Source organism: Nocardioides sp. Soil_C_8 (assembly GCF_057656315.1).
In genome coordinates this window covers 496,028-517,419 of record NZ_JBDGKQ010000002.1, presented here as the reverse complement: position 1 = coordinate 517,419, position 21,392 = coordinate 496,028, and the positions used below count along the sequence as shown (strand labels likewise).

Genomic DNA, 21,392 nt, shown 5'->3' with positions numbered 1-21,392 from the left:
TAGCCTCCACAGCGTGGGAGCGGTCTCGGCAGTCGACGGGTTCCAACGGCGCCAGCCGTGGCTCGGCTTCCCCATCGCGGTCGTCTACAAGTACTTCGACGACCAGGGCCCCTACCTCGCGGCGGCGCTGACCTACTACGCCTTCGTCGCGATCTTCCCGCTGATGCTGCTCGGCACCTCGATCCTCGGGCTGTTCCTGCGCGGGGAGCCGCAGTGGCAGGAGAGCATCCTCAACTCGGCGCTGTCGCAGTTCCCGATCATCGGCGACGAGCTCGGCCGGCCCGAGGGCCTGCAGGGCTCCGTCTCCGGTGTCGTGCTCGGTGCGCTCGTCGCCCTCTACGGTGCGATGGGGCTCGGCCAGGCGCTGCAGAACACCCAGCACGTGGCGTGGTCGGTGCCGCGCAACAGCCGCCCGAACCCGCTCAAGGCGCGGGGGAAGACGCTGCTGCTGCTCGTCACGGCCGGGATGTCGCTCCTGGCGGTCACGGTCGTCTCGACGGTCGCCAGCACCACCGACGTGTTCACCGAGCTGATCGGAGGCGGGCTCAAGACCCTGCTCCCGGTGCTCACCGTGCTGGTCGTCGGCACCGGCCTGACCTACCTCTTCCGCCTCGCGGCCACCGGGCAGCACTCGTTCCTCCGGGCGGCGCCGGGCGGGTACACCCTGGCCGTGCTGTGGCAGCTGCTGCAGATCGGCGGCGCGGCCTACGTCGACCGGGTGCTGGTGAACACGTCCTCGATGACCAAGACCTTCGGGCTCGTCCTCGGCCTGATCGGCTTCATCTACATCGGCGCCGTCATGGCCGTGCTGTCCACCGAGATCAACGTGGTGCTGTCGCGGCGGCTGTGGCCGCGGGCGCTGCTCACCCCGTTCACCGACAACGTGCGGCTGACCGACGCGGATCGCAGGGCCTACGCCCTCTACGCCCGCATGCAGCGGCACAAGGGCTTCGAGAAGGTGGAGGTGCGCTGGGACCCCGGCCCCAAGGAGCGCCCCAGCGGACCACCGGAGGGTGAGGTGCCGGAGGAGCTCGAGCAGGCGCCTCCGCAGGACCCCACGACCGAGCCCGCGGCCGAGCCCGCGACCGAGCCCGCGACCGAGTCCGCGGACGAGCCGTCGCAGCGCCCGGCGTGACGTCGTACCTCACCGTCGCGCGCGACGCGACCGCCGAGGTCGAGGATCGCGGGTCGCGCTTCCTGTGCACGCTGCGACGGGTCAGCACGGAGGACGACGCACGCGCCCTCGTCGCCGGCCTGCGCCGCGAGCACTGGGACGCCCGGCACCACTGCTCGGCGTTCGTGCTGGGTCCCGACGGTGCGCTGCAGCGCTCGTCCGACGACGGGGAGCCGGCGGGCACGGCCGGTGCCCCGATGCTCGACGTGCTCCGCGGCGCCGGGCTGAGCGACGTCGCGGCCGTCGTGACCCGCTGGTTCGGTGGCACGATGCTCGGGGCCGGCGGGCTCGTCCGGGCCTACGGCGACGCGGTGCGCGGCGCCGTGGCGGACGCCGGGGTGCTGCGCCGCTCGCTGCTCACCGAGCTGGTCCTCGACCTCGACCACGCCGACGCTGGCCGCGTCGAGGGAGAGCTGCGGTCGCGCGGGGTGCCCGTGCTCGACGTGGCGTACGACGCGCGCGTCCGGCTGCTGCTCGCGGCCCCGCCGGAGGGGGTGGAGCGGCTCGACGAGCTGGTCGCCGCAGCGACCGGGGGTCGCTCGCAGGCGGTCGCGGTGGGCGAGCGCTGGGTCGATGTCAGCGACTGACGCCGCCGACCTGCCCGTCCACCTCGCCGTCGACGTACACCCACCGGCCGGCGCGCTGCTCGAACCTGCTCACCTCGTGCATGGAGCCGCCCTCCCAGCTCGCGACGAACTCGACGGTGTCGCCCGTGGCGCTCACCACCCGCAGTCCGGTCCAGCGGGTGCTCGGGTCGGGGCGCACGTCGTCGGGCCGGGTGCGGGGATGCCAGGTGCGGAAGAGGTGGTCGGCATCGCCCATGACGAACGCGGTGTAGCGCGAGCGCATCAGCTGCTCCGGCGTCGACGCCTGCGCCACGTTGGCGAGGAGTGGGCCGCAGCAGGCGTCGTACGCCGCGCCGGTCCCGCACGGGCAGGGCGTGGAGAACACGACAGGACACTACTGGCCCGCGGTTGTGTTGCAGTGTAATCATGTAATGCATGAAGACAGATGAGAGCCGTCGCGGTCGCCGCGGCGGGTGGCAGGTCGCCGACCTGCCGGACGCCTCCGACGCGTCCGAGTGGTTCCACGGGCGGTTGCCCGAGGCATGGTTCAGCACGGTCGACGTCACCGTCGACCGCGAGGAGATCCTGGTCGTCGGCACGCTCGCCGGTGCCGACGACGTGACCGGGGCCGAGGCGGAGGGGCGCATCGGCCGCTTCCGGTCCGAGACCAAGGCCGAGCGCATCGAGATCGCCCTCGAGGCGCAGGCCCGCTACCAACGCAAGGTGTCGTGGGGCGTGCGCCTCGGCGAGACGGAGGCGCTCTTCACCCACGTCGCCGCGCCGGTGATGACCCGGTTGCGCCAGCCCGAGCGACGCGTCCTCGACACGCTCGTCGACGCCGGCGTCGCGCGCTCTCGCTCCGACGCGCTGGCGTGGTCGGTGCGGCTGGTCGGCCAGCACGCCGACGAGTGGCTCGGTCAGCTGCGCGACGCCATGGCGGAGGTCGACAAGCTCCGCGGCGAGGGCCCGTCCCTCTGACCCGACCGGTCGATCGGACCGAATGGCCAGTACGTCGGCGCGCCCAAGCGTGACGAGCGGCGTACGAAAGTCGTTCGGTCCGATCGACGGACCTCCGATACGGTCCGCGGCATGACGATCGAGCGGCCCGAGCCGTCCTTCAGCAACGACGAGGTCGGGATGCTCCGCTCCTTCCTCGACCACTTCCGCGCCACCGTCCGGCTCCAGGCGAGCGGGCTCACCGACGCCCAGCTCGACCAGCCGCTCCCGCCGAGCGACCTCACGCTCGGCGGGATGCTCCAGCACCTCGCCTTCGTCGAGGACTACTGGTTCTCCTACAACCTCGCGGCCCACGACCCTGCCCCACCGTGGGACACGGCTCCGTGGGACGAGGACCCCGACTGGGACTGGCACAGCGCAGCCGGCCGCACCCACGCCGAGCTCGACGCGATGCTCGCTGTGGCGATCGAGCGGTCCGACACCTGCCTCGACGCGGCCCTGGCCGAGGACCCGGACCTCGGCCGGCGCGTCGCGCGACCGCGCCCGCCCGAGAAGGGCGAGACCGCCACGATCCGGTGGGTGCTGGTCCACATGGTCGAGGAGTACGCCCGTCACGCCGGGCACGCCGACCTCGTCCGCCAGTCCATCGACGGCGCGACCGACGTCTGAGGGAGGTTCGTGCTGCTGGTTCAGTCCTCCTGGTGCAGGCAGAGCACGTTGCCGTCGGGGTCCTTGAACCACGCCGCCTTCTCGGAGCCCATCACGGCCACGTGGTCGACGGTCCTCAGCTCCGGCTCGTCGTAGTCCTCGAAGACGACGCCGCGGCGCTCGAGGTCGCTGATCTCGGTGGCGATGTCGTCGACCTCGAAGCTCATCGCGGTGCTCTCCGAGGGTCGGCTGTCGGGGCGGGGGAGCAGGACGAGCGAGGAGCCGCCGTCCAGGGCGAACATCGCACTGCCCTCGTCATTGGTGCCGGTGTAGTCGAGTCCCAGGGACTCGGTGTAGAACGTGCGGGCGCGGTCGACGTCGGTGACCGGCATCATCATCGCGACCGTGCGGTGCGTGAGGGACATGGAGCGCCTCCTTCTCTGCTGGTCACCCCCAGTGTGCGCCCGCGGGGACCCCCTCGGGAGACTGCTCCAGACCGGTCGGACGAGGAGGAGCACGCGATGGGTATCGGGGCGGGCATCAGGGTGGCGACGGAGGCGGACTGGCCGGCGATCTGGCCGTTCTGGCGCGACATCGTCGAGGCCGCGAGACCTACGCCTACCCGCTCGGCGCGACGTCCGACCAGGCCCGGGGGTGGTGGTTCGACGGCAGCCGGGTGACCGTGCTCGAGGAGGGCGGTGCCGTCCTCGGCTCCGCCAAGATGGGCCCCAACCGCCCGGGCCGGGGCGCCCACGTCGGCACCGCGTCGTTCATGGTCGACTCCGCCGCCCGGGGTCGCAGCGTCGGCCGGCGCCTGGCCGAGGACATGGTGGCGTGGCACCGCGAGCAGGGGTTCGCCGGCATCCAGTTCAACGCCGTCGTCGAGACCAACACGGCCGCAGTCCGGCTGTGGCAGGACCTGGGCTTCACCGTCATCGGCACGGTGCCCGGCGCGTTCGACAGCGCGCAGCACGGCCGGGTCGGCCTGCACGTGATGTACCTCGACCTGGGCTGAAGCGCGACAGGTCGGGCGCGCAGGGGCACGCATCTGGTGGAATGTGCCCATGGGCGAGCCGATCCGCGTCTACCTCCTCGACGACCACGACGTCGTGCGCGAGGGACTCACGTTCCTGCTCGAGCAGCAGGAGGACATCGTCGTCGTGGGCCAGTCCGCGACCGCGACCGAGGCCACCGCACGCATCCCGGCGCTGCGGCCCGACGTCGCCGTGCTCGACGCGCGGCTGCCCGACGGCTCGGGCATCGAGGTGTGCCGCGCCGTGCGCGCCGTCGACCCGACGATCAACGCGCTCATCCTGACGTCGTACGACGACGACGAGGCGCTGTTCGCGGCGATCATGGCCGGAGCGTCCGGCTACGTGCTCAAGGAGATCCGCAGCTCCGACCTGGTCGCCGCGGTGCGCCACGTCGCGGCCGGCAAGTCGCTCATCGACCCGGCGATGACCGCGACCGTGCTGGAACGGATCCGCAACGGCCCGGAGACGCCCGACGAGCTGGCCTCGCTCACCGACCAGGAGCGGATCCTGCTCGGGCACATCGCCGAGGGGCTGACCAACCGGCAGATCGCCGAGCAGATGTTCCTCGCCGAGAAGACGGTGAAGAACTACGTCTCCAGCATCCTCGCCAAGCTCGGCCTCGAGCGGCGCACGCAGGCGGCCGTGCTGGCCTCGAAGCTCCTCGGCCAGGCGCCGCACTGAGGTCCCCCGCGCGGTCGGGACCTTGGTCCCGACGGGGGGTGACCCGCGGCCCTGACGTCCCGGGCGGGGCAGCGGGACTCTGGTGGTGACCCAGCACACCCACCACCCGAGGAGGAGATGACGATGAACGTCATCCACCGCCAGCACCACATCACCACCGAGGGCGTCACCACCTCGGAGACCGAGGAAGTACACGACGTCGGCCTCGCACGCGCCCTCGCCGCGCTTCGCATCGCCTTCGGGATCACGTTCCTGTGGGCGTTCCTCGACAAGACCTTCGCCCTGGGGTTCAGCACCGGCGCCCAGTTCGCCGAGGACGGCTCCCGGGCCGGGATCGACTTCATGGCCCAGGACGCCGCCTGGCTCAACGGCGGCAGCCCGACCGAGGGATTCCTGACCTTCGGCGTCCCACCGGACAACCCCTTCAAGGACATGTGGACCAACATGGCCGGGAACGCCTGGGTCGACTGGCTCTTCATGGCCGGCCTGCTCGGCGTCGGTGTGACCCTCCTCCTGGGGGTCGGGATGCGGATCGGCACGGCGGCCGGCGCCCTCATGTACGCCTTCATGTACGCCGCCTCGCTCCCGCTGCAGAACAACCCGGTCGTCGACGACCACCTCATCGGCGTGATCGTGATGGTCGTCCTCGCCCTCGGCGCGGCCGGCACCACGTGGGGGCTGGGTCACTGGTGGAACCGCACCGGCCTGGTACGGAGGTACCCCGTCCTGCGATGACACCGGTCCCTCACCGGACCCGGCGCCGACCCCCCGGCGCCGGGTCCTCTGGTGTTCGGGTTGGCGTCAGCTCAGCGGGACCCGCCACACGAGCACCGTGCCGCGGTCGCCGACCCGGGTGACCTCGAGCGTCCCGCCCAGGTCGTCGGCGCGCCGGCGGGCGTTGCGCAGGCCGCTCTCGGAGACCTCGGCGGGCAGGCCGACACCGTCGTCGGCGACCCGGAGCTCGAGCCGGTCGCCGGCCACGACCACGTCGACCTCGGCGCTGTCGGCGAGCGCGTGACGGGCGATGTTGGAGACCGCCTCCCGCAGCACGGCCAGCAGCTGGGCGCCGAGCTCGTGCGGCACCGCCGTGTCGACCGGGCCGGAGGTGCGCACGACGGGCGTGAAGCCCAGCACCGGCACGTACTCCTTGACAAGGGCGCGGACGGCCGCGCGCAGGGAGTCGCCGCGCCGGTCCTGCAGCTCGAAGATGGTGCCGCGGATCGCCTTGATGGTGTCGTCGAGGTCGGCCACCGACTTGTCGAGCCGCTCGGACATCGCGCTCCCGCCGGTCATCGCCGCCACGCCCTGCAGCTGCAGCCCGGTCGCGAAGAGCCGCTGGATGACGATGTCGTGGAGGTCGCGGGCGATCCGCTCGCGGTCGGAGATCAGCGCCAGCTCCTGGCGGTCGGCGAGGGCCTGGGTGCGGTCGAGGGTGAGCGCCAGCTGGTCGGCGAAGCCGGCGAACAGGTCGCGCTCCTCGACGTCGAGCAGCCCTGACGCGGGCTGCGCGATCGCGACGAGCGCGGTGACGGGGGCGAGGTGCGAGCGCAGCGGCACGACGACCGGCACGCCGTCCCCGTCGCCAGCGCTCGTCGTGACCGCCGCGTCAGCGGCGCCCGGGTCGAAGCCGTCGCGCGCTGCGGCGAGCAACGCCACCACCCGGTCGCCGTCCGAGGCGAGGTCGGGGGCGAGGCTGACCGTGTCGTGCTCCGGGCCGAGCGAGGACCACAGCGCCACGGCGCGCGCCCGCGCGACCTGGCGGGCGGTGGAGACGATCTGGGGCAGCGCGGTGTCGAGGTCGACCGGCGGCTGGAGCACCTCAGCGAGCTCGGCCGACGCCTCGAGCCACTGCCGCCGGCGCTCGCTGAGCGCGAACGAGCGGGCGTTGCTGATGACGTAGCCGGCCGTGCGCGCGAGCTCCTCGACGAGCCGCTCGTCGGCCTCGGTGAACGGTCCTCCGGACGCCTTCTCGGTGAGGTAGAGGTTGCCGAAGACCGTGCCGCGGATCCGCACCGGCATGCCGAGGAACGACGTCATCGGCGGGTGGTTGGGCGGGAAGCCGACCGACGACGGGTGGGCGCTGAGGTCGGCGAGCCGGAGACCGGACGGGTCCTCGATGATCACGCCGAGGATGCCGCGGCCGCGGGGCAGGTCGCCGATGAGCGCACGGGTGCGCTCGTCGATGCCGGTGGTGACGAACTCGACCAGCTCGCCGTCGTTGCCGAGGACCCCGAGCGCGCCGTACCTCGCGCCCGTCAGCGCGGTCGCCGCCTCCACGATCCGCGTCAGCACGCTGGTGAGGTCGAGGTCGCTGGAGATCGCCGTGACCGCCTCGAGCAGCGAGCGGGCGTCGGCGCCGAGGTCGGGAGCAGGGGTTCGGGTCACGCGGACCAGTGTGCCGTCAGGCGAGCCGGCGCACGGGGAGGTGCTCCCACGGGTCCCATCCGCCGCCCAGCTGGCGACCGGTCAGCTCGGTCCACGGGATCCGGACGATGAGGTTGCGCTGCCCGGTCGCCCACGGACGCGGCTCCCAGGAGCGCGCGATCTCGGCGAGCTCCTCCTGGTCGTCGACGAAGTGGCCGCGGCCGCGCACCACGACGCTCCAGCCGCGCTTGAGCTCGTAGTCGAACTGGTCGACCTCGAAGCACAGCTGCGCACCGCGACCGTAGGTGCCGAGCAGGCTGTAGGCGGTGGTGCGGATGAGGACCGACTCCCCGTCGAGGGCGTAGTTCACCGGCACGATGTGCGGACCGGTCGGGGTGCCGACCGCGACCCGGCCGGCGATGCCGGCGTTGAGCAGGCGCGCGCAGTCCTCCCGGGAGAGGTCGTGGGTGGTGTGCATGGGGGAGCCTCCTTCAGCTGGACTCCCAGCCTCGCCCGGGGGGACGGGCGCCAGCAGGGCCGAAGGTCCCCCACGTCAGGGCCGGGAGTCGGGGGTGTTGCCCGGGGACTTCGAGCGCGCTCGACGTTGTCGGACGGGTCTAGCGTGGAGGGCGTGACTGAAGCGATCCAGCAGGACGGGCACCCCGCACCCAGCACCCTCGGCCAGCTCCGCGAGAGCGGGCACCAGCTCAAGCCCCTGCGCCAGGAGCTCCGCGACAACCTGCTCGCGCGGCTGCGCGACGGGGTGGACCCCTGGCCCGGCCTCCACGGCTTCGAGGACACCGTCATCCCGCAGGTCGAGCGGGCGCTGCTCGCCGGCCACGACATCGTGCTCCTCGGCGAGCGCGGCCAGGGCAAGACCCGGCTGCTGCGCTCGCTGGTCGCGCTGCTCGACGAGTGGACCCCGGTCATCTCCGGCTCCGAGCTCGGCGAGCACCCCTACGACCCCATCAGCGTCACCTCCCAGCAGGCGGTGGCGACGTACGGCGACGACCTGCGCATCTCGTGGCGCCACCGCGACGAGCGGTACGCCGAGAAGCTCGCGACGCCGGACACCTCCGTCGCCGACCTGATCGGCGACGTGGACCCGATGAAGGTGGCCGAGGGCCGGCACCTCGGTGACCCGGAGACCATCCACTTCGGCCTGATCCCGCGCAGCCACCGGGGCATCGTCGCCATCAACGAGCTGCCCGACCTCGCCGAGCGCATCCAGGTCGCGATGCTCAACGTGATGGAGGAGCGCGACATCCAGATCCGCGGCTACGTGCTGCGGCTCCCGCTCGACGTCCTCGTGGTGGCCAGCGCCAACCCCGAGGACTACACCAACCGCGGGCGGATCATCACCCCGCTCAAGGACCGCTTCGGCGCGGAGATCCGCACCCACTACCCGCGCGAGGTCGAGCAGGAGATCGCCGTCATCGAGCAGGAGGCCGAGCTCGTCGCCGAGGTCCCCGACTACCTGCTCGAGGTGCTGGCCCGGTTCACCCGCAACCTGCGCGACTCCCAGTCGGTCGACCAGCGCTCGGGCGTGAGCGCCCGCTTCGCGATCGCCGGCGCCGAGACCATCGCCGCGGCCGCGCTGCACCGCGCCACCACCCAGGGCGAGGACGAGCCGGTGGCCCGCGTCGTCGACCTCGAGACAGCCGTCGACGTGCTCGGCGGCAAGATCGAGTTCGAGACCGGTGAGGAGGGCCGGGAGGCTGAGATCCTCACGCACCTGCTCCGCACCGCCATCGCCGAGACCGTCCGGGCACACCTCGCCGGCATCGACCTGCGGCTGCTGGTGGAGGCCATCGAGGAGGGCGCCATGGTCAGCACCGGCGCCCGCGTCGGCGCCCGTGACTTCCTCGCCGGGCTCCCGGTGCTGGGGGAGTCCGACCTCTACGACGAGGTCTGCGACCGGCTCGGCGCCACCAACGACGGCGAGCGCGCGGCCGCCATCGAGCTGGCCCTCGAGGGGCTCTACCTCGCCCGCCGCATCGGCAAGGACACCGACGCCGGGGAGACCGTCTATGGCTGACCCGGTCGTCACGGTCCGACCGGGCACGCTCGCCGACGTCCCGGCCTTCCGCGCCCTCGGCGAGGCCGTCGTGCCGCCCACCTACGGCCCCATCGACGCGGCCTACGCCCAGCGGATGCTCGACGAGTGGTGGGTGCCCGAGGTCTTCGAGAAGTCGCTCGCCCGCAACGCCCACCTCGTCGCGGAGGTCGACGGCGAGGTGGTCGCACTGGCCAACCTGGGGCGCCTGTCCCGGTCCTACCGGGACTTCCCGCACGTCACCGGCGACCGCGAGGTGATGTGGAAGCTCTACGTCCACCCCGACCACCACGGCCACGGGATCGGCAGCCGACTGCTCGCCGAGGTCGAGGCGATGGTCGAGGGCGAGGAGCTCTGGCTGGAGGTCGTCGACGGCAACGCCCAGGCCCTCGACTTCTACCGCGCGCGCGGCTTCGAGGAGGTCGAGCGGGTCACCGACCGGGAGTGGCCCGACGACGTGTGGATGAAGAAGGCGCTGCGGAAGGACGCGCGGTGAGCCGGTTCCGCAAGTACGACGGCGGCGACCCGCTCGCCCCACCGGTCGACCTCGCCGAGGCGCTCGACGCCATCGGCCAGGACGTGATGGCCGGCTACTCGCCGGAGCGGGCGATGCGGGAGTTCCTGCGCCGCGGCGGCACCGACCAGGCGGGACTCGACGAGCTCGCCCGACGCGTCGCCGAGCGCCGGCGCGAGATCCTGCAGCGCAACGACCTCGACGGCACCATGCAGGAGGTCAAGGAGCTCCTCGACAAGGCCGTCCTCGCCGAGCGTGGGCAGCTGGCCCGCGACATCACGATGGACGACGGCGACCGCGCCTTCCGCGAGCTGATGCTCGACGACCTGCCGACCTCCACCCCGGCCGCGGTCAGCGAGCTGTCGTCGTACGACTGGCAGTCGTCGGACGCGCGCGATGCCTACGAGGAGATCAAGGACCTGCTCGGCCGCGAGCTCCTCGACCAGCGCTTCGCCGGCATGAAGCAGGCGCTCGAGGGCGCCACCGACGAGGACCGGCAGGCCGTCCAGGAGATGCTGTCCGACCTCAACGACCTGCTCGAGAAGCACGCGAGCGGGGGTGTCACGGACGAGGAGTTCCGTGACTTCATGGACAATCACGGCGCCTTCTTCCCCGACGACCCGCAGGACATGGACGAGCTGCTCGACCAGCTCGCCCAGCGCGCGGCCGCCGCCCAGCGCATGCTCAACTCGATGTCGGCCGAGCAGCGCCAGGAGCTGATGGAGCTCTCCCAGCAGGCCTTCGGCTCGCCGCAGCTGATGGAGCAGCTCGCCCGGATGGACGCGAACCTCCAGGCGCTGCGCCCGGGCGAGGACTGGTCGGGCTCGGAGAGCTTCGAGGGCGACCAGGGCATGGGTCTCGGCGACGGCACCGGCGCGCTGCAGGACCTCGCGCAGCTCGACGCCCTCGCCGACCAGCTCGCGCAGTCGCACCACGGGGCCCGGATGGATGACGTCGACCTCGACGCGCTCGCCCAGCAGCTCGGGCCGGACGCCGCCGTGTCCGCCCGGACGCTGCAGGAGCTCGAGCGGGCGCTGCGCGACAGCGGCTACCTCAAGCGCGGCTCCGACGGGGAGCTGCGGCTCTCGCCGAAGGCGATGCGCCAGCTCGGCAAGGCGCTGCTGCGCGACGTCGCGGAGCGGATGAGCGGTCGCTCCGGCGCGCGGGAGACGCGGTCGACGGGGCTCGCGGGCGAGCCGTCCGGGGCCACCCGGCGCTGGGAGTTCGGCTCCACCGAGCCGTGGGACGTGCCGCGCACGATCACCAACGCGGTGCTCCGCGACGGCGGCGCCGCCCCGGTGCGCATCCAGGTCGACGACATCGAGGTCGTCGAGACCGAGGCCCGCACCCAGGCCGCGGTCGCGCTGCTGGTCGACACGTCGTTCTCGATGGCGATGGACGGCCGGTGGGTGCCGATGAAGCGCACGGCGCTCGCCCTCCACCAGCTGGTGCGGTCGCGCTTCCGCGGCGACGACATCCAGCTGATCGCCTTCGGCCGCCACGCCCAGGTGATGGAGATCGAGGAGCTGACCGCCCTCGACGCGCGCTGGGACAAAGGCACCAACCTCCACCACGGCCTGCTGCTGGCCAACCGGTTCTTCCGCAAGCACCCCAACGCCCAGCCCGTGCTGCTGGTGGTCACCGACGGCGAGCCGACCGCGCACCTCGAGGCCGACGGCGAGGTGTGGTTCTCCTACCCGCCGCACCCCCTGACGATCGCCCACTCCGTGCGCGAGCTCGACGCCGCCGCCCGGCTCGGCGCGCAGACGACCTTCTTCCGGCTCGGTGAGGACCCCGGACTCGCCCGCTTCATCGACTCGATGGCGCGGCGCGTCGACGGCCGCATGGTGAGCCCCGAGCTCGACGACCTCGGTGCCGCGGTGGTCGGGTCCTACCTCGGCTCGCGGGGTCCCGCGTCGTCGTACCGCGAGCACTTCGGCGACTGGTACGGCGGCGGCCGGGGGTTCTGGGTCTAGGTCTTCTGTCCGCCTCGAGGGTGGCGGCGTACGACATCGGATCGGCGGCTCGGGGTGTCGTCTGCCGCCACTCTGGGCGAAAGGCTGGTGCCCGCCCACCCGGCCGCAGCACACTGACGGGATGCCCCGACTCGTGCAGGTGGCGCAGCGCGCCACGGACCTCGCCGCGACGACCGCCTTCTACGCCGACCTGCTGGGGATCGAGCCGGTCGCGACGTTCGACCCGCCCGGGCTCGCCTTCTTCGACCTCGACGGCGTACGCCTCCTGCTGGACCGCGGCGCGCCGTCCGCGCTGATCTACCTGCCGGTCGACGACATCGACGCGGCCGTCGAGGACCTGCGGGCGAAGGGCGTGGAGATCACGGGCGAGCCGCACGTGATCTTCGGCCACGACGACGACACGCTCGGCCCGGCCGGCACCGACGAGTGGATGGCGTTCTTCACCGATCCCGAGGGGAGCACGGTCGGCCTGGTCGAGCAGCGGCCCCGGTGACGCATCACGGGCGTTCGGCCGACTCCAGCATCCGCAGCAGCTCGGCGCCCATGTGCTCGATGACCGCCTGCAGCGCCTTGGCGGGGCGGACCATGACGGTGAAGTCGACGATCTGACCGTCGGCGTCCCAGGTGATCATGTCGACGCCGGACACCTGCAGGCCGCCGACCTCCGTGCGGAACTGCAGCACCGCTGAGTCCGCGCCGAGCCACTCGCGCTCGTAGGTCAGCCCCGGCCCGAGGACGGTGAAGGCGGCGGTGAGGTAGCCGACCACGGTGTCGCGCCCCTCCTGCGGCGTGTGGACCGCCGGGCTGCGGAAGACCGCGTCCTCGGCGACCAGGCCGGGCAGGCCGGCGGGGTCTCGGCTCTCGACGACGGAGTGCCAGCGGGCGAGGGCCGCCTCTGACGTGGGGGTGGCCTCGGTGGGGAGGGACATGCGCGTCATCGTGCCACCGGGCACGCCCGGTCTGACAGGGTCGCGCGCCGCTGTCGGCCTCTAGCCCGCGGCGAAGCCCGGGAGCGACTCCTCCAGGATCTCCCGGAACGGCACCGCGGCGCCGAGCTGGCTGAGCAGGCCGAGGGCGCCGAGCCACGTGCGGTGGATGAGGAGGTAGGACGTCGGCAGGTTGAGCTTGGTGGCGAGGGCGAAGGTCTCGGCGCGGGGGTCGTTGATCCGCTCGAACTGCTCGCGCATCCACTCGCGCGTGAAGGTGAAGCGCTCCTGGTCGGCCGGCTCGACGAACGGCGCGAGGTAGGCGAGGAGCATCGCGGGGTCGACCTCGATGCGCTCCTTGATGAAGCCCTCCTCGCGGAGCCCGGCGACGAGGGACTCCTCATCGGACTCCAGTGCGATGCGGATCAGCCGGCCCATCGCCTCGGGGAGCTGTCCGTGCGGCAGCCGGGCGACGGCACCGAAGTCGAGCACGCCGAGGCGGCCGAGGCCGCCGTCGGGTGCGGGGATGACGCGGTAGTTGCCGGGGTGCGGGTCGGCATGGAGCATGCCGGTGCGTCGCGGACCCTCGAAGAGGAACCGGACGAACAGCTCGCCGTAGTGGTCGCGCTCCTCCTGCGTGCCGTCGCGGATGACGTGGGCGAGGGAGTAGGCGGAGTCGAGCCACTCGGTCACCAGCACCTCGGTGCCGACGGCGACCACGGCCGGGACGACGATGTCGGGGTCGTCGGCGAACGCCTCGGCGTACGCCGCCTGTGCCTCCGCCTCGAGGTGGTAGTCGAGCTCGTCGGCCGCGCGCTCCTGCAGCTCGGCGACCAGAGGCTTGATGTCGATCCCGGGGAAGACCGGGGCGACCCCACGCGCCACGCGGGCGATCTGCCGGAGGTCGGACATGAGCGCCTCGCCGGCACCGGGGTACTGCACCTTCACCGCGACCTCGCGCTCGTCGTCGGCTTCGGAATCGGACTCCGAGCCCGCGAGGTCGCGCCAGCGGCCGCGGTGCACCTGCCCGATCGACGCGGCCGCGGTCGGGGCGCCGTCGAGCCACACCAGCCGCTGCGTCCAGTCGTCGCCGAGGTGGGCGGCCAGCTGCTCGCGCACGGTCGCGGTCGGCATCGGGGGAGCGGAGTCCTGCAGCGCGGTGAGGTGCTCGCGGTAAGGGGCGGTGACCTCCTCGGGCAGGGCGGACTCCAGCACGCTGAGCGCCTGACCGAACTTCATGGCGCCGCCCTTGAGCTCGCCCAGGGTGCGGAAGAGCTGCTCGGCCGTGCGCTGCTGCACCTCGGTGAGCACCGCGTCGGCGGGCTTGCCCCCGAGCCGCTTGCCGAGCCCCATTGCCTGCCGCCCGGCATAGCCGAGCGGGAGCGCAGCGAGACGGGCCGTGCGCGCGGCAGCCTTGCGGGGGAGCTCGGTCATGCCTTCCATTGTCCGGGTCCGCGCAATCGGGTTGCCACACCCGCGCCGACGTGGCGCGTCCGGAGCTCCGCCCGCGGCGGCCGCGAGCGCCGGGCGTGACCTCGCGCGCGACGGCTCGTTGGACCACCCGACGACCCTCGACCTCTCGGGAGGACACCCGTGCGACCCAGGACCCTTCTCGCGTGTGCGGCGAGCGTGCTCGCGGCCACCGCGACCTTCGGCATCGGCGCGACCGCTCCGGCCGCGGGAGAGGCCACCGCCCAGGCCGACCGTGCCAACGTCTCCGACTTCCTCGCCCGGCAGCTGTCCGGGCTGTCCGGCCGGACGACCGTGATGGTGCACGGCACCTCGATCACCGCTGCCCGACAGGCCGTCGCGGCCACCGGGATGCGGAAGTCCGGGGAGTTCAGCCGCATCGGCGTCGTCATCGCCGACGCCACGCGGAGCCAGGTCGAGGCGGTCCGCGGACAGGACGGCGTGACGTACGTCGAGGGAGGGGCGCAGCCGATCGACTTCCTCGCCGACACCATGGCCGAGACCTCCAACATCGCCACCCGCGGCGCGGAGGCGGCCGCGACCCTCACCGGTGCCGACGGCACGCCGCTCACCGGCACGGGCGTCAGCGTCGCGGTCATCGACTCCGGCGTGGACCCCACCCACCCCTACTTCAAGGAGGCCGACGGCTCGAGCGCCGTCGTCGCCAACCTCAAGGCGCTGTGCGAGCCGCTGACCGAGACCTGCTCGGTGCAGCGCGTGCCCGCGTTCGTCGACACCGACACCCTGTCGGTCGGTGGCCACGGCACCCACGTCAGCGGCATCGTCGCCGGCCGCCCCACCACGCTGACCGACGGCGGCAAGCTGCAGGGCGCCGCCCCCGGCGCCAAGCTGGTGTCGATCTCGACCGGCGCCGCGATCGTGATCCTGGGCGCCGACTCCGCACTCAACTGGGTGCTGGAGAACCACGAGGCGCCGTGCGGTGCCGACGTGCCCGCGTCGACCTGCCCGCCCATCAAGGTCACCAACAACTCCTACGGCCCGAGCGGCGGCGGCGCGTTCGACCCGGAGTCGGCCACCGTCAAGCTGCAGCGCGCGCTCGCGGCCGAGGGCGTCGTCACGGTCTGGGCCGCAGGCAACGACGGCGGCGACGGCTCGACGAGCCTCACCAACCCGCCCGGCCAGGACCCCACCGGCGGCATCCTCTCGGTGGCCTCCTCCTACGACCAGGACACCGGCACCCGGGACGGCGTGGTGTCCGAGTACAGCTCGCGCGGCCTCGCCTCCGACGCCTCGACGTGGCCCGACGTCTCGGCGCCCGGGGAGAACATCACGTCCTCGTGCCGTCTCTACCTCGCGATCTGCTCGACCGGCCTCGACTTCCGCAACGGTCCGGGCGCGCTCGACCTCGGCACGTTCAACACCATCAGCGGCACGTCGATGGCGGCACCGCACGTCGCCGGCATCGTCGCCCAGCTGTTCCAGGCCGACCCGAGCGCGACACCCGCCGAGGTCGAGCAGGCGCTGGAGGTCTCGGCGTACAAGTTCACCGACGGAGCGGCCTACCAGCCCGGTCCGGTCGGCACCACGTCGTACGACAAGGGCCACGGCCTCGTCGACGTCGTGGCGGCAGTCGCGGCCCTGGGGTGAGCACCAGCTCGTCACGGGGCTGACCAGACCCTCCAGGGAGGGCCGTCGTGCGACAGGGGTGCGACGGTGCGAGGCGGGCGGAGGCCGTGGGGTCTTCCGCCCGCCTCGGTGTCTGCCCCGAGCGGGCGGATTGCTGGGAAGGTGGGGGCATGGAGATCGAGTTCGCCGGCGAGGTGGTCGAGTGGCGCGGCCCGGCGCCGTTCTTCTTCGTCGCCCTCCCGCCGGACGCGGCCGACCTCGTCGACGAGGTGAAGGCCGACGTCGTCTACTGGGGCGTGGTCCCGGTCCGCGCGTGGATCGGCGACACGGAGTTCACCACCGCGATGTTCCCCCGCGAGGACACGTGGTTCCTGCCGCTGAAGGTGGCCGTGCGCCGTGCCGAGGACGTCGACCTCGGCCAGGTCGTCGACGTCCGGATGCACGTCGGTCGCGACTGAGCCAGCCGCCGCGTGCAACCTCGGGGCACCGCCGTGCGTCTCCCTCTACGTCCCCGTCAGGGGCCCGACGAGAGAACGGACAGCACCATGCGTAGGACCCTCCTGAGCGCCGCGACCGTGGCGGTCGCCACCCTCGCCCTCACCCAGATCCCTGCGGCGAACGCCGACGGCATCGGCGTCTCCGACCCCGCGGACCTCGGCCACGGCGTCGACCTGCGGTCGGTGGAGGTCGAGCACAAGGCCGCCAACATCGTCATCACCACGACCCACACCGACCTGCGGCCGTCCTTCCGCACCGGCTCGTCGGGATCGGTGTTCCTCGACACCGACCCCGACGACCCCGGCCCGGAGTACGTCTTCGCGGGTGGCTACTTCGTCGGCACCGACTACCAGCTCGTCGAGACCGACGGCTTCGCCAACAAGACCTGGGGGCAGCCCGTGGAGGGCTCCTACCGGATGCGCGTGAACTACGACACCGACCAGGTCCGCATGCGGATCTCCCGCGAGGCCCTCGGCTCGCCCGACGAGGTGCGCGTCGCCGTACGCGTCGCCGGCACGCGGCCCGACGGCGGCAGCACCCGCACCGACTGGCTCGGCGCGCCGCGCAGCTTCACCGACTGGGTCGCGCAGTAGCGGACCCGCAGGTCCGGGAGGCTACTTGACCTCCCGGACCTCCTGCGGCCAGCCGCAGCCCTCGGCGACTCGGCCGGCCCACATCTTCGCGGTCTCGATGTCGGGGACCTCGATGATCGTGATCCCGCCGAGGTACTCCGTGGTCTCGGTGTAGGGACCGTCCGTCACCACGATGGACCCGCTCGTGGCGTCGGCGCTGAAGGCCAGGGACATGTCCTCCACGAGACCGCCGGCGAACACCAGGACGCCGGCGGCCTCCATGTCCCTCACCACGGCCGTGCTCGGCTCCACCCGCGTCTGGTACCACTCGGCGGGGTGGTCGCCGACCCACTGCTGGTGGAAGTAGATGGCGTACTTGGTCATGTCGCTCCTCCTTGCGGCCGCCCCGTGCGGCGCGTCACCACTCTGACGGACGAACGGGGCCGGGATCGACAGCCCGGTGCGGCTCAGTCGTGGACGACCGACGCGGGCCGGTCGTAGAGGAGGTCGGCGTAGTCGGGGTGGCGCAGCATCCAGGCCTTGATGAACGGGCAGATGGCGAGCACCCGGCGTCCGCCGTGGTCGCGCACGTCGTCCAGTGCGAACCTGGCCAGGGCCGAGCCGATGCCCTTGCCCTCGTGGACCCGGTCGACCTCGGTGTGGGTGAAGACGATCAGCTGGTCGGCGAGCTGGTACTCGGCGAAGCCGGCCAGCTCTCCGGCCAGGTGGGCCTCGTAGCGGGACTTGTCGGAGTTGACCGAGACGTCGACGGTGTCAGGCACGAGGGCAGGCTACCTCTGGTCGTGGGACGGCGATCCCCCTAGGGTCGTGCCATGACAGCGCCGGGGGGCCAGCAGCAGCGCCATCTGTCCTACGCCTGGTTCGCGGTGATCGTGATCGCCTATCTGGCCGTCATCAAGGGCACCGGGTTCCTCGTCAGCCAGGTCTGGGAGATCGACGACGGTCTGTACACGACCGAGGACGTCATCGTGCAGATGTGGATCCCCCTCGGCGCCGCCCTCGTCTTCACGTACGCCGTCGTGGCCGCCCTCGGGTGGTGGCAACCGGTCCTGCGCGAGGACCGGCCCGTGCAGCGGTGGGTGTGGATGGTCCCCATCGTGTTCGCCGTCTGCATCCTGATCGCCATCGACTACGCCGACCTCTTCGACAAGCCGCTCGGCTACGTCCTCGCGCTGCTGGTCGCCACGCAGTTCGTCGGCTGGGGCGAGGAGGGCATGTTCCGGGGCATCGGCGTGACGACACTGCGCCAGCACGGCCTCACCGAGGGGAAGGTGGCGCTGTGGTCCAGCGTCGTCTTCGGCGCCGTCCACATCAGCAACGCCCTCACCGGCGACGTCGCGCACGCGCTGCCGCAGGCGATCGCGGTCAGCTTCGCCGGCTACTTCTTCTACCTGATCCGCCGCGTCAGTGGTGGCAACGTGCTGAACTCCGTCATCCACGGCCTGTTCGACTTCTCGATCCTCACCGGCTCCGCGATCGCCGTCGACCAGGGCGGATACCCGGGCACCATCGCGGCGATCCTCGCCTACGTGGTCGTGGGCGGCACGCTGCTGGTCCGTCGGCACAGGATCGAGCCGGAGGCCACGCTCGCCCCGGCCTAGCCCCCCACGGCTCAGGCCGGGAACGCCACCCCGGTGTTGGCGTGGCAGCGGTAGCCGAACGGGTTCTTCGCGAGGTACTGCTGGTGGGCGTCCTCGGCGTAGTAGTACGGCGTCTCGCTGGCGGGGCGGATCTCGGTGGTGATCTCGCCGAGACCGCGGCGGGCGAGCTCCTCGCCGTAGACCTTGGTCAGCTCGCGGGCGGTCTGCTCCTGCTCGGGGGTGGTCCAGTAGATCGCCGAGCGGTACTGGGTGCCGACGTCGTTGCCCTGGCGCATGCCCTGGGTCGGGTCGTGGATCTCGAAGAACTTCCTGACCAGGTCGGCGTACGACACCTTCGCGGGGTCGAAGACGACGCGCACGGCCTCGGTGTGGCCGGTGTGCCCGCTGCAGACCTCGTCGTAGGTCGGGTGGGGCGTGCTGCCGCCGGCGTAGCCGACGGACGTCGACCAGACGCCGGGGACCTGCCAGTAGATCTCCTCGGCGCCCCAGAAGCAGCCGAGGCCGAGGACGGCGACCTCGTAGCCATCAGGGACCTCGTCGGTGACGACCGGGGTGTGCAGGACCACGTGCTCGCCCAGGGGCCACATCTGCTGCTCGCGCCCCGGGAGCGCCTGGTCGGGGGTGGGCAGGGTGGTGGGCTTGCCGAATCCGAACATGCCTCCATTGTCGCGCGCCGGGCAAGCGGCGCCACTGTGTCTCGGCGGATGGCCGGCGCACGTGGAGCCACGCGGTCTAGACGTCCGCGCTGTCGCGGATGCGGGAACGCCGGGGCGGGAGGACGGTGAAGACGTCAGCAACTCGTGGAAAGGAAGTGTCATGTCTTCACGTCGAACGATCCGGCAGCTCTCCGTCGCCGTCCTCGTAGGGGTCCTGGTCGGGGGCGGCCTGATGGTCCTCACCCCGGCGGGGGCCGAGGTGAGCAGTGCCGTGGCCACCAACTGGAAGAAGATCTGGAACAAGGAGCTCAAGCCGCAGGCCGACAAGCGGTACTACACGAAGAAGAAGAGCGACAAGAAGTACTACACCAAGAAGAAGAGCGACGAGCGGTACTCGCTCACCGGCTCGTCGTACACCAAGGCCGAGTCCGACGGCAGGTACCTCCCCAAGCAGGCGCTCTACCGAGGCCAGTACGCCGCCATCGGGACGACTGCTGCAGGGACCAGGGTCGGCGACAACATCACCTTCGGTGTGTCGCTGTCGGCGGCGCCCACGGTCAACTACCTCAACACCGGGGCTGCGCCGACCGCCAACTGCCCCGGAACCGCAGCCGCTCCCGCAGCCGCTCCGGGCAACCTGTGCCTCTACGAGGCATCGAGCACCAACGTGGCGACGCGCACCATCTGGAACGCGGGCGCCAACGCTGCAGGAGCCAGCGTCTACGGAGCCATCGTGTACGTGACCAGCACCGCCGCGGGCGACACGGTCGCCTACGGCTCGTGGGCCCTCCGCCCGGCTGCCGTCGTCAGCGCGCCGTGAGGAGTGGCTGGCCACACGATTGACCGGACCGGGACCGGTCGCCGTGCCAGGGGTGCGGCGGCCGTTCCCCTGTCCGGGCCGGGAGCCGCGGGGTCTACCCTCGGCATGTGACCCAGGAGCACCGCAACAAGTCCGGCTTCGACACGCGTGCGATCCACGCCGGCTACGAGCCCGACGCGATGACGGGGGCGGTCAACCCGCCCATCTACGCCAGCAGCACCTACAAGCAGGACGGTGTCGGCGGCCTGCGCGGCGGCTACGAGTACAGCCGCTCCGCGAACCCGACCCGTACGGCGCTGGAGAGCGCGCTCGCGGGGGTCGAGGACGGCGAGAAGGGGTTCGCCTTCGCCTCCGGCCTGGCCGCCGAGGACACCATCATCCGGGCGCTGACCCGCCCCGGCGACCACGTGGTGATCCCCGACGACGCCTACGGCGGTACGCACCGTCTCTTCGACAAGGTCGCCAAGGTCTGGGGCACCGACCACAGCTCGGCGTCGGTGGCCGACGCCGACGCCGTGGCAGCGGCGATCGAGCCCGGCCGGACCAAGCTGGTGTGGGTCGAGACCCCCACCAACCCGATGCTCACCATCGGCGACATCGAGGCCCTCGCCACGGTCGCACACGACGCAGGCGCCCTGCTCGTCGTCGACAACACCTTCGCCTCGCCCTACCTCCAGCAGCCGCTCACGCTCGGCGCCGACGTGGTGGTCCACTCCACCACCAAGTACGTCGGCGGGCACAGCGACGTCGTCGGGGGAGCGGTCGTCGTGCGCGACCTCGGGCTCGCCGAGAAGATCGGCTACCACCAGAACGCCATGGGCGCGGTCGCCGGGCCGTTCGACGCCTTCCTGACCCACCGCGGCCTCAAGACCCTCGGCGTCCGCATGGACCGCCACTGCGACAACGCGGAGCGGGTCGTGGCGTTCCTCGACGGCGACCCGCGGGTCACCGAGGTGATCTACCCCGGTCTGGCCGCGCACCCCGGGCACGAGGTCGCGGCCCGGCAGATGAGGCGCTTCGGCGGCATGGTGTCCTTCCGCGTCGCCGGCGGCGAGGAGCAGGCCCTCGCGGTGTGCGAGCGCGCCGAGGTGTTCACCCTCGGCGAGTCCCTCGGCGGCGTCGAGTCCCTCATCGAGCACCCCGGCCGGATGACGCACGCCAGCGTGGCCGGCACCGACCTCGAGGTGCCGGCCGACCTGGTCCGGCTCAGCGTCGGCATCGAGACCGCCGACGACCTCGTCGCCGACCTCGACAGAGCCCTGGGCTGACCC

General features: G+C 72.1%; 26 protein-coding genes. 17 read left to right on the top strand and 9 right to left on the bottom strand.

The window, feature by feature from the left end; translation table 11 throughout:
* Window positions 1-13 precede the first annotated feature (13 nt).
* The gene (locus AC3A3L_RS12305) at window positions 14-1,135 is read left to right on the top strand and encodes a YihY/virulence factor BrkB family protein (RefSeq protein WP_487640319.1); all 1,122 of its coding nucleotides are present in this window, start codon (window positions 14-16) and stop codon (window positions 1,133-1,135) included.
* Window positions 1,132-1,761 carry a YigZ family protein gene (locus AC3A3L_RS12300; RefSeq protein WP_487640318.1) on the top strand — a complete coding sequence of 210 codons (630 nt, stop codon included), beginning with the start codon at window positions 1,132-1,134 and terminating at the stop codon, window positions 1,759-1,761. The genes AC3A3L_RS12305 and AC3A3L_RS12300 overlap by 4 nt, the downstream gene beginning before the upstream one ends.
* Here AC3A3L_RS12300 and AC3A3L_RS12295 read toward each other — a convergent pair.
* Window positions 1,751-2,125 (bottom strand): YchJ family protein, encoded by a 375-nt coding sequence (locus tag AC3A3L_RS12295; RefSeq protein ID WP_487640317.1) that lies wholly within the window; start codon window positions 2,123-2,125, stop codon window positions 1,751-1,753. The two genes, AC3A3L_RS12300 and AC3A3L_RS12295, sit on opposite strands and share 11 nt — an antisense overlap.
* A 50-nt stretch (window positions 2,126-2,175) precedes the next feature.
* Between AC3A3L_RS12295 and AC3A3L_RS12290 the strand changes: the two genes are divergently transcribed.
* Together AC3A3L_RS12290 and AC3A3L_RS12285 are read left to right on the top strand one after the other, a co-directional pair.
* Window positions 2,176-2,718 carry a hypothetical protein gene (locus AC3A3L_RS12290; protein ID WP_487640316.1) on the top strand — a complete coding sequence of 181 codons (543 nt, stop codon included), beginning with the start codon at window positions 2,176-2,178 and terminating at the stop codon, window positions 2,716-2,718.
* A 111-nt stretch (window positions 2,719-2,829) separates the two neighbouring features.
* Window positions 2,830-3,366, top strand: a complete 537-nt coding sequence (locus AC3A3L_RS12285; protein ID WP_487640315.1) for a DinB family protein — start codon at window positions 2,830-2,832, stop codon at window positions 3,364-3,366.
* Window positions 3,367-3,386: 20 nt separating this feature from the next.
* Here the strand turns inward: AC3A3L_RS12285 and AC3A3L_RS12280 are convergent, their stop codons facing one another.
* Window positions 3,387-3,770 carry a VOC family protein gene (locus AC3A3L_RS12280; RefSeq protein ID WP_487640314.1) on the bottom strand — a complete coding sequence of 128 codons (384 nt, stop codon included), beginning with the start codon at window positions 3,768-3,770 and terminating at the stop codon, window positions 3,387-3,389.
* A 251-nt stretch (window positions 3,771-4,021) separates the two neighbouring features.
* Here AC3A3L_RS12280 and AC3A3L_RS12275 point away from each other — a divergent pair, with 251 nt between their 5' ends.
* From AC3A3L_RS12275 to AC3A3L_RS12265, 3 genes are all read left to right on the top strand, one after another.
* Window positions 4,022-4,360: an N-acetyltransferase family protein gene (locus AC3A3L_RS12275; RefSeq protein ID WP_487640313.1), complete on the top strand. Its 339-nt coding sequence runs from the start codon at window positions 4,022-4,024 to the stop codon at window positions 4,358-4,360.
* A gap of 49 nt (window positions 4,361-4,409) precedes the next feature.
* On the top strand, window positions 4,410-5,060 hold the full coding sequence (locus tag AC3A3L_RS12270; protein WP_487640312.1) for a response regulator: 651 nt from the start codon (window positions 4,410-4,412) through the stop codon (window positions 5,058-5,060).
* 123 nt (window positions 5,061-5,183) lie between these two features.
* The gene (locus AC3A3L_RS12265; RefSeq protein ID WP_487640311.1) at window positions 5,184-5,795 is read left to right on the top strand and encodes a hypothetical protein; all 612 of its coding nucleotides are present in this window, start codon (window positions 5,184-5,186) and stop codon (window positions 5,793-5,795) included.
* Between the two features lie 66 nt (window positions 5,796-5,861).
* Here the strand turns inward: AC3A3L_RS12265 and AC3A3L_RS12260 are convergent, their stop codons facing one another.
* Entirely contained in the window at window positions 5,862-7,445 is a 1,584-nt protein-coding gene (locus AC3A3L_RS12260) for a GAF domain-containing sensor histidine kinase (protein WP_487640310.1), read from the bottom strand.
* 16 nt (window positions 7,446-7,461) lie between these two features.
* Window positions 7,462-7,902 carry a pyridoxamine 5'-phosphate oxidase family protein gene (locus AC3A3L_RS12255; RefSeq protein ID WP_487640309.1) on the bottom strand — a complete coding sequence of 147 codons (441 nt, stop codon included), beginning with the start codon at window positions 7,900-7,902 and terminating at the stop codon, window positions 7,462-7,464.
* A gap of 153 nt (window positions 7,903-8,055) precedes the next feature.
* On the opposite strand from AC3A3L_RS12255, the gene AC3A3L_RS12250 reads away from it, so the two are divergent.
* From AC3A3L_RS12250 to AC3A3L_RS12235, 4 genes are all read left to right on the top strand, one after another.
* Entirely contained in the window at window positions 8,056-9,462 is a 1,407-nt protein-coding gene (locus AC3A3L_RS12250; protein ID WP_487640308.1) for a sigma 54-interacting transcriptional regulator, read from the top strand.
* Entirely contained in the window at window positions 9,455-9,976 is a 522-nt protein-coding gene (locus AC3A3L_RS12245) for an N-acetyltransferase family protein (protein WP_487640307.1), read from the top strand. Before AC3A3L_RS12250 ends, AC3A3L_RS12245 begins: the two co-directional genes overlap by 8 nt.
* Window positions 9,973-11,970: a VWA domain-containing protein gene (locus tag AC3A3L_RS12240; RefSeq protein ID WP_487640306.1), complete on the top strand. Its 1,998-nt coding sequence runs from the start codon at window positions 9,973-9,975 to the stop codon at window positions 11,968-11,970. Before AC3A3L_RS12245 ends, AC3A3L_RS12240 begins: the two co-directional genes overlap by 4 nt.
* Before the next feature lie 121 nt (window positions 11,971-12,091).
* Window positions 12,092-12,463 carry a VOC family protein gene (locus AC3A3L_RS12235; RefSeq protein WP_487640305.1) on the top strand — a complete coding sequence of 124 codons (372 nt, stop codon included), beginning with the start codon at window positions 12,092-12,094 and terminating at the stop codon, window positions 12,461-12,463.
* 4 nt (window positions 12,464-12,467) lie between these two features.
* Here AC3A3L_RS12235 and AC3A3L_RS12230 read toward each other — a convergent pair whose 3' ends face one another.
* Both AC3A3L_RS12230 and AC3A3L_RS12225 read right to left on the bottom strand, forming a co-directional pair.
* Window positions 12,468-12,899 carry a nuclear transport factor 2 family protein gene (locus AC3A3L_RS12230; protein ID WP_487640304.1) on the bottom strand — a complete coding sequence of 144 codons (432 nt, stop codon included), beginning with the start codon at window positions 12,897-12,899 and terminating at the stop codon, window positions 12,468-12,470.
* 60 nt (window positions 12,900-12,959) lie between these two features.
* Complete coding sequence (locus AC3A3L_RS12225; RefSeq protein WP_487640303.1) at window positions 12,960-14,330, bottom strand: ABC1 kinase family protein; 1,371 nt, start codon at window positions 14,328-14,330, stop codon at window positions 12,960-12,962.
* Between the two features lie 159 nt (window positions 14,331-14,489).
* Here AC3A3L_RS12225 and AC3A3L_RS12220 point away from each other — a divergent pair, with 159 nt between their 5' ends.
* The 3 genes from AC3A3L_RS12220 (at window position 14,490) to AC3A3L_RS12210 (ending at window position 17,044) form a co-directional block, all read left to right on the top strand.
* A complete protein-coding gene (locus AC3A3L_RS12220) occupies window positions 14,490-15,974 on the top strand; it encodes a S8 family serine peptidase (protein WP_487640302.1) in 1,485 nt (494 codons plus the stop codon).
* A gap of 149 nt (window positions 15,975-16,123) precedes the next feature.
* On the top strand, window positions 16,124-16,411 hold the full coding sequence (locus AC3A3L_RS12215) for a DUF1905 domain-containing protein (RefSeq protein ID WP_487640301.1): 288 nt from the start codon (window positions 16,124-16,126) through the stop codon (window positions 16,409-16,411).
* 87 nt (window positions 16,412-16,498) lie between these two features.
* Window positions 16,499-17,044, top strand: a complete 546-nt coding sequence (locus AC3A3L_RS12210; protein WP_487640300.1) for a hypothetical protein — start codon at window positions 16,499-16,501, stop codon at window positions 17,042-17,044.
* 21 nt (window positions 17,045-17,065) lie between these two features.
* On the opposite strand, the gene AC3A3L_RS12205 is transcribed toward AC3A3L_RS12210, so the two are convergent.
* Complete coding sequence (locus AC3A3L_RS12205; RefSeq protein ID WP_487640299.1) at window positions 17,066-17,407, bottom strand: YciI family protein; 342 nt, start codon at window positions 17,405-17,407, stop codon at window positions 17,066-17,068.
* 83 nt (window positions 17,408-17,490) lie between these two features.
* Window positions 17,491-17,805 (bottom strand): GNAT family N-acetyltransferase, encoded by a 315-nt coding sequence (locus AC3A3L_RS12200; protein WP_487640298.1) that lies wholly within the window; start codon window positions 17,803-17,805, stop codon window positions 17,491-17,493.
* Between the two features lie 51 nt (window positions 17,806-17,856).
* Here AC3A3L_RS12200 and AC3A3L_RS12195 point away from each other — a divergent pair, with 51 nt between their 5' ends.
* Window positions 17,857-18,645: a CPBP family glutamic-type intramembrane protease gene (locus AC3A3L_RS12195; protein ID WP_487640297.1), complete on the top strand. Its 789-nt coding sequence runs from the start codon at window positions 17,857-17,859 to the stop codon at window positions 18,643-18,645.
* Window positions 18,646-18,656: 11 nt separating this feature from the next.
* Here the strand turns inward: AC3A3L_RS12195 and msrA are convergent, their stop codons facing one another.
* Complete coding sequence (gene msrA / locus AC3A3L_RS12190; RefSeq protein ID WP_487640296.1) at window positions 18,657-19,301, bottom strand: peptide-methionine (S)-S-oxide reductase MsrA; 645 nt, start codon at window positions 19,299-19,301, stop codon at window positions 18,657-18,659.
* A gap of 160 nt (window positions 19,302-19,461) precedes the next feature.
* Here msrA and AC3A3L_RS12185 point away from each other — a divergent pair, with 160 nt between their 5' ends.
* Both AC3A3L_RS12185 and AC3A3L_RS12180 read left to right on the top strand, forming a co-directional pair.
* Complete coding sequence (locus AC3A3L_RS12185) at window positions 19,462-20,121, top strand: hypothetical protein (RefSeq protein ID WP_487640295.1); 660 nt, start codon at window positions 19,462-19,464, stop codon at window positions 20,119-20,121.
* Window positions 20,122-20,228: 107 nt separating this feature from the next.
* On the top strand, window positions 20,229-21,389 hold the full coding sequence (locus tag AC3A3L_RS12180; protein WP_487640294.1) for a cystathionine gamma-synthase: 1,161 nt from the start codon (window positions 20,229-20,231) through the stop codon (window positions 21,387-21,389).
* The last annotated feature ends 3 nt before the right edge of the window (window positions 21,390-21,392 follow it).

Bases quoted from the DNA above. Each gene is read 5' to 3' on its own strand.
- AC3A3L_RS12185 (WP_487640295.1), top strand. From the start codon at position 19,462: ATGTCTTCACGTCGAACGATCCGGCAGCTCTCCGTCGCCGTCCTCGTA.
- AC3A3L_RS12285 (WP_487640315.1), top strand. From the start codon at position 2,830: ATGACGATCGAGCGGCCCGAGCCGTCCTTCAGCAACGACGAGGTCGGG.
- AC3A3L_RS12235 (WP_487640305.1), top strand. From the start codon at position 12,092: ATGCCCCGACTCGTGCAGGTGGCGCAGCGCGCCACGGACCTCGCCGCG.
- AC3A3L_RS12255 (WP_487640309.1), bottom strand. From the start codon at position 7,902: ATGCACACCACCCACGACCTCTCCCGGGAGGACTGCGCGCGCCTGCTC.
- AC3A3L_RS12210 (WP_487640300.1), top strand. From the start codon at position 16,499: ATGCGTAGGACCCTCCTGAGCGCCGCGACCGTGGCGGTCGCCACCCTC.
- AC3A3L_RS12245 (WP_487640307.1), top strand. From the start codon at position 9,455: ATGGCTGACCCGGTCGTCACGGTCCGACCGGGCACGCTCGCCGACGTC.
- AC3A3L_RS12225 (WP_487640303.1), bottom strand. From the start codon at position 14,330: ATGACCGAGCTCCCCCGCAAGGCTGCCGCGCGCACGGCCCGTCTCGCT.
- AC3A3L_RS12290 (WP_487640316.1), top strand. From the start codon at position 2,176: ATGAAGACAGATGAGAGCCGTCGCGGTCGCCGCGGCGGGTGGCAGGTC.
- AC3A3L_RS12265 (WP_487640311.1), top strand. From the start codon at position 5,184: ATGAACGTCATCCACCGCCAGCACCACATCACCACCGAGGGCGTCACC.
- AC3A3L_RS12195 (WP_487640297.1), top strand. From the start codon at position 17,857: ATGACAGCGCCGGGGGGCCAGCAGCAGCGCCATCTGTCCTACGCCTGG.
- msrA (WP_487640296.1), bottom strand. From the start codon at position 19,301: ATGTTCGGATTCGGCAAGCCCACCACCCTGCCCACCCCCGACCAGGCG.
- AC3A3L_RS12270 (WP_487640312.1), top strand. From the start codon at position 4,410: ATGGGCGAGCCGATCCGCGTCTACCTCCTCGACGACCACGACGTCGTG.
- AC3A3L_RS12205 (WP_487640299.1), bottom strand. From the start codon at position 17,407: ATGACCAAGTACGCCATCTACTTCCACCAGCAGTGGGTCGGCGACCAC.
- AC3A3L_RS12280 (WP_487640314.1), bottom strand. From the start codon at position 3,770: ATGTCCCTCACGCACCGCACGGTCGCGATGATGATGCCGGTCACCGAC.
- AC3A3L_RS12230 (WP_487640304.1), bottom strand. From the start codon at position 12,899: ATGTCCCTCCCCACCGAGGCCACCCCCACGTCAGAGGCGGCCCTCGCC.
- AC3A3L_RS12215 (WP_487640301.1), top strand. From the start codon at position 16,124: ATGGAGATCGAGTTCGCCGGCGAGGTGGTCGAGTGGCGCGGCCCGGCG.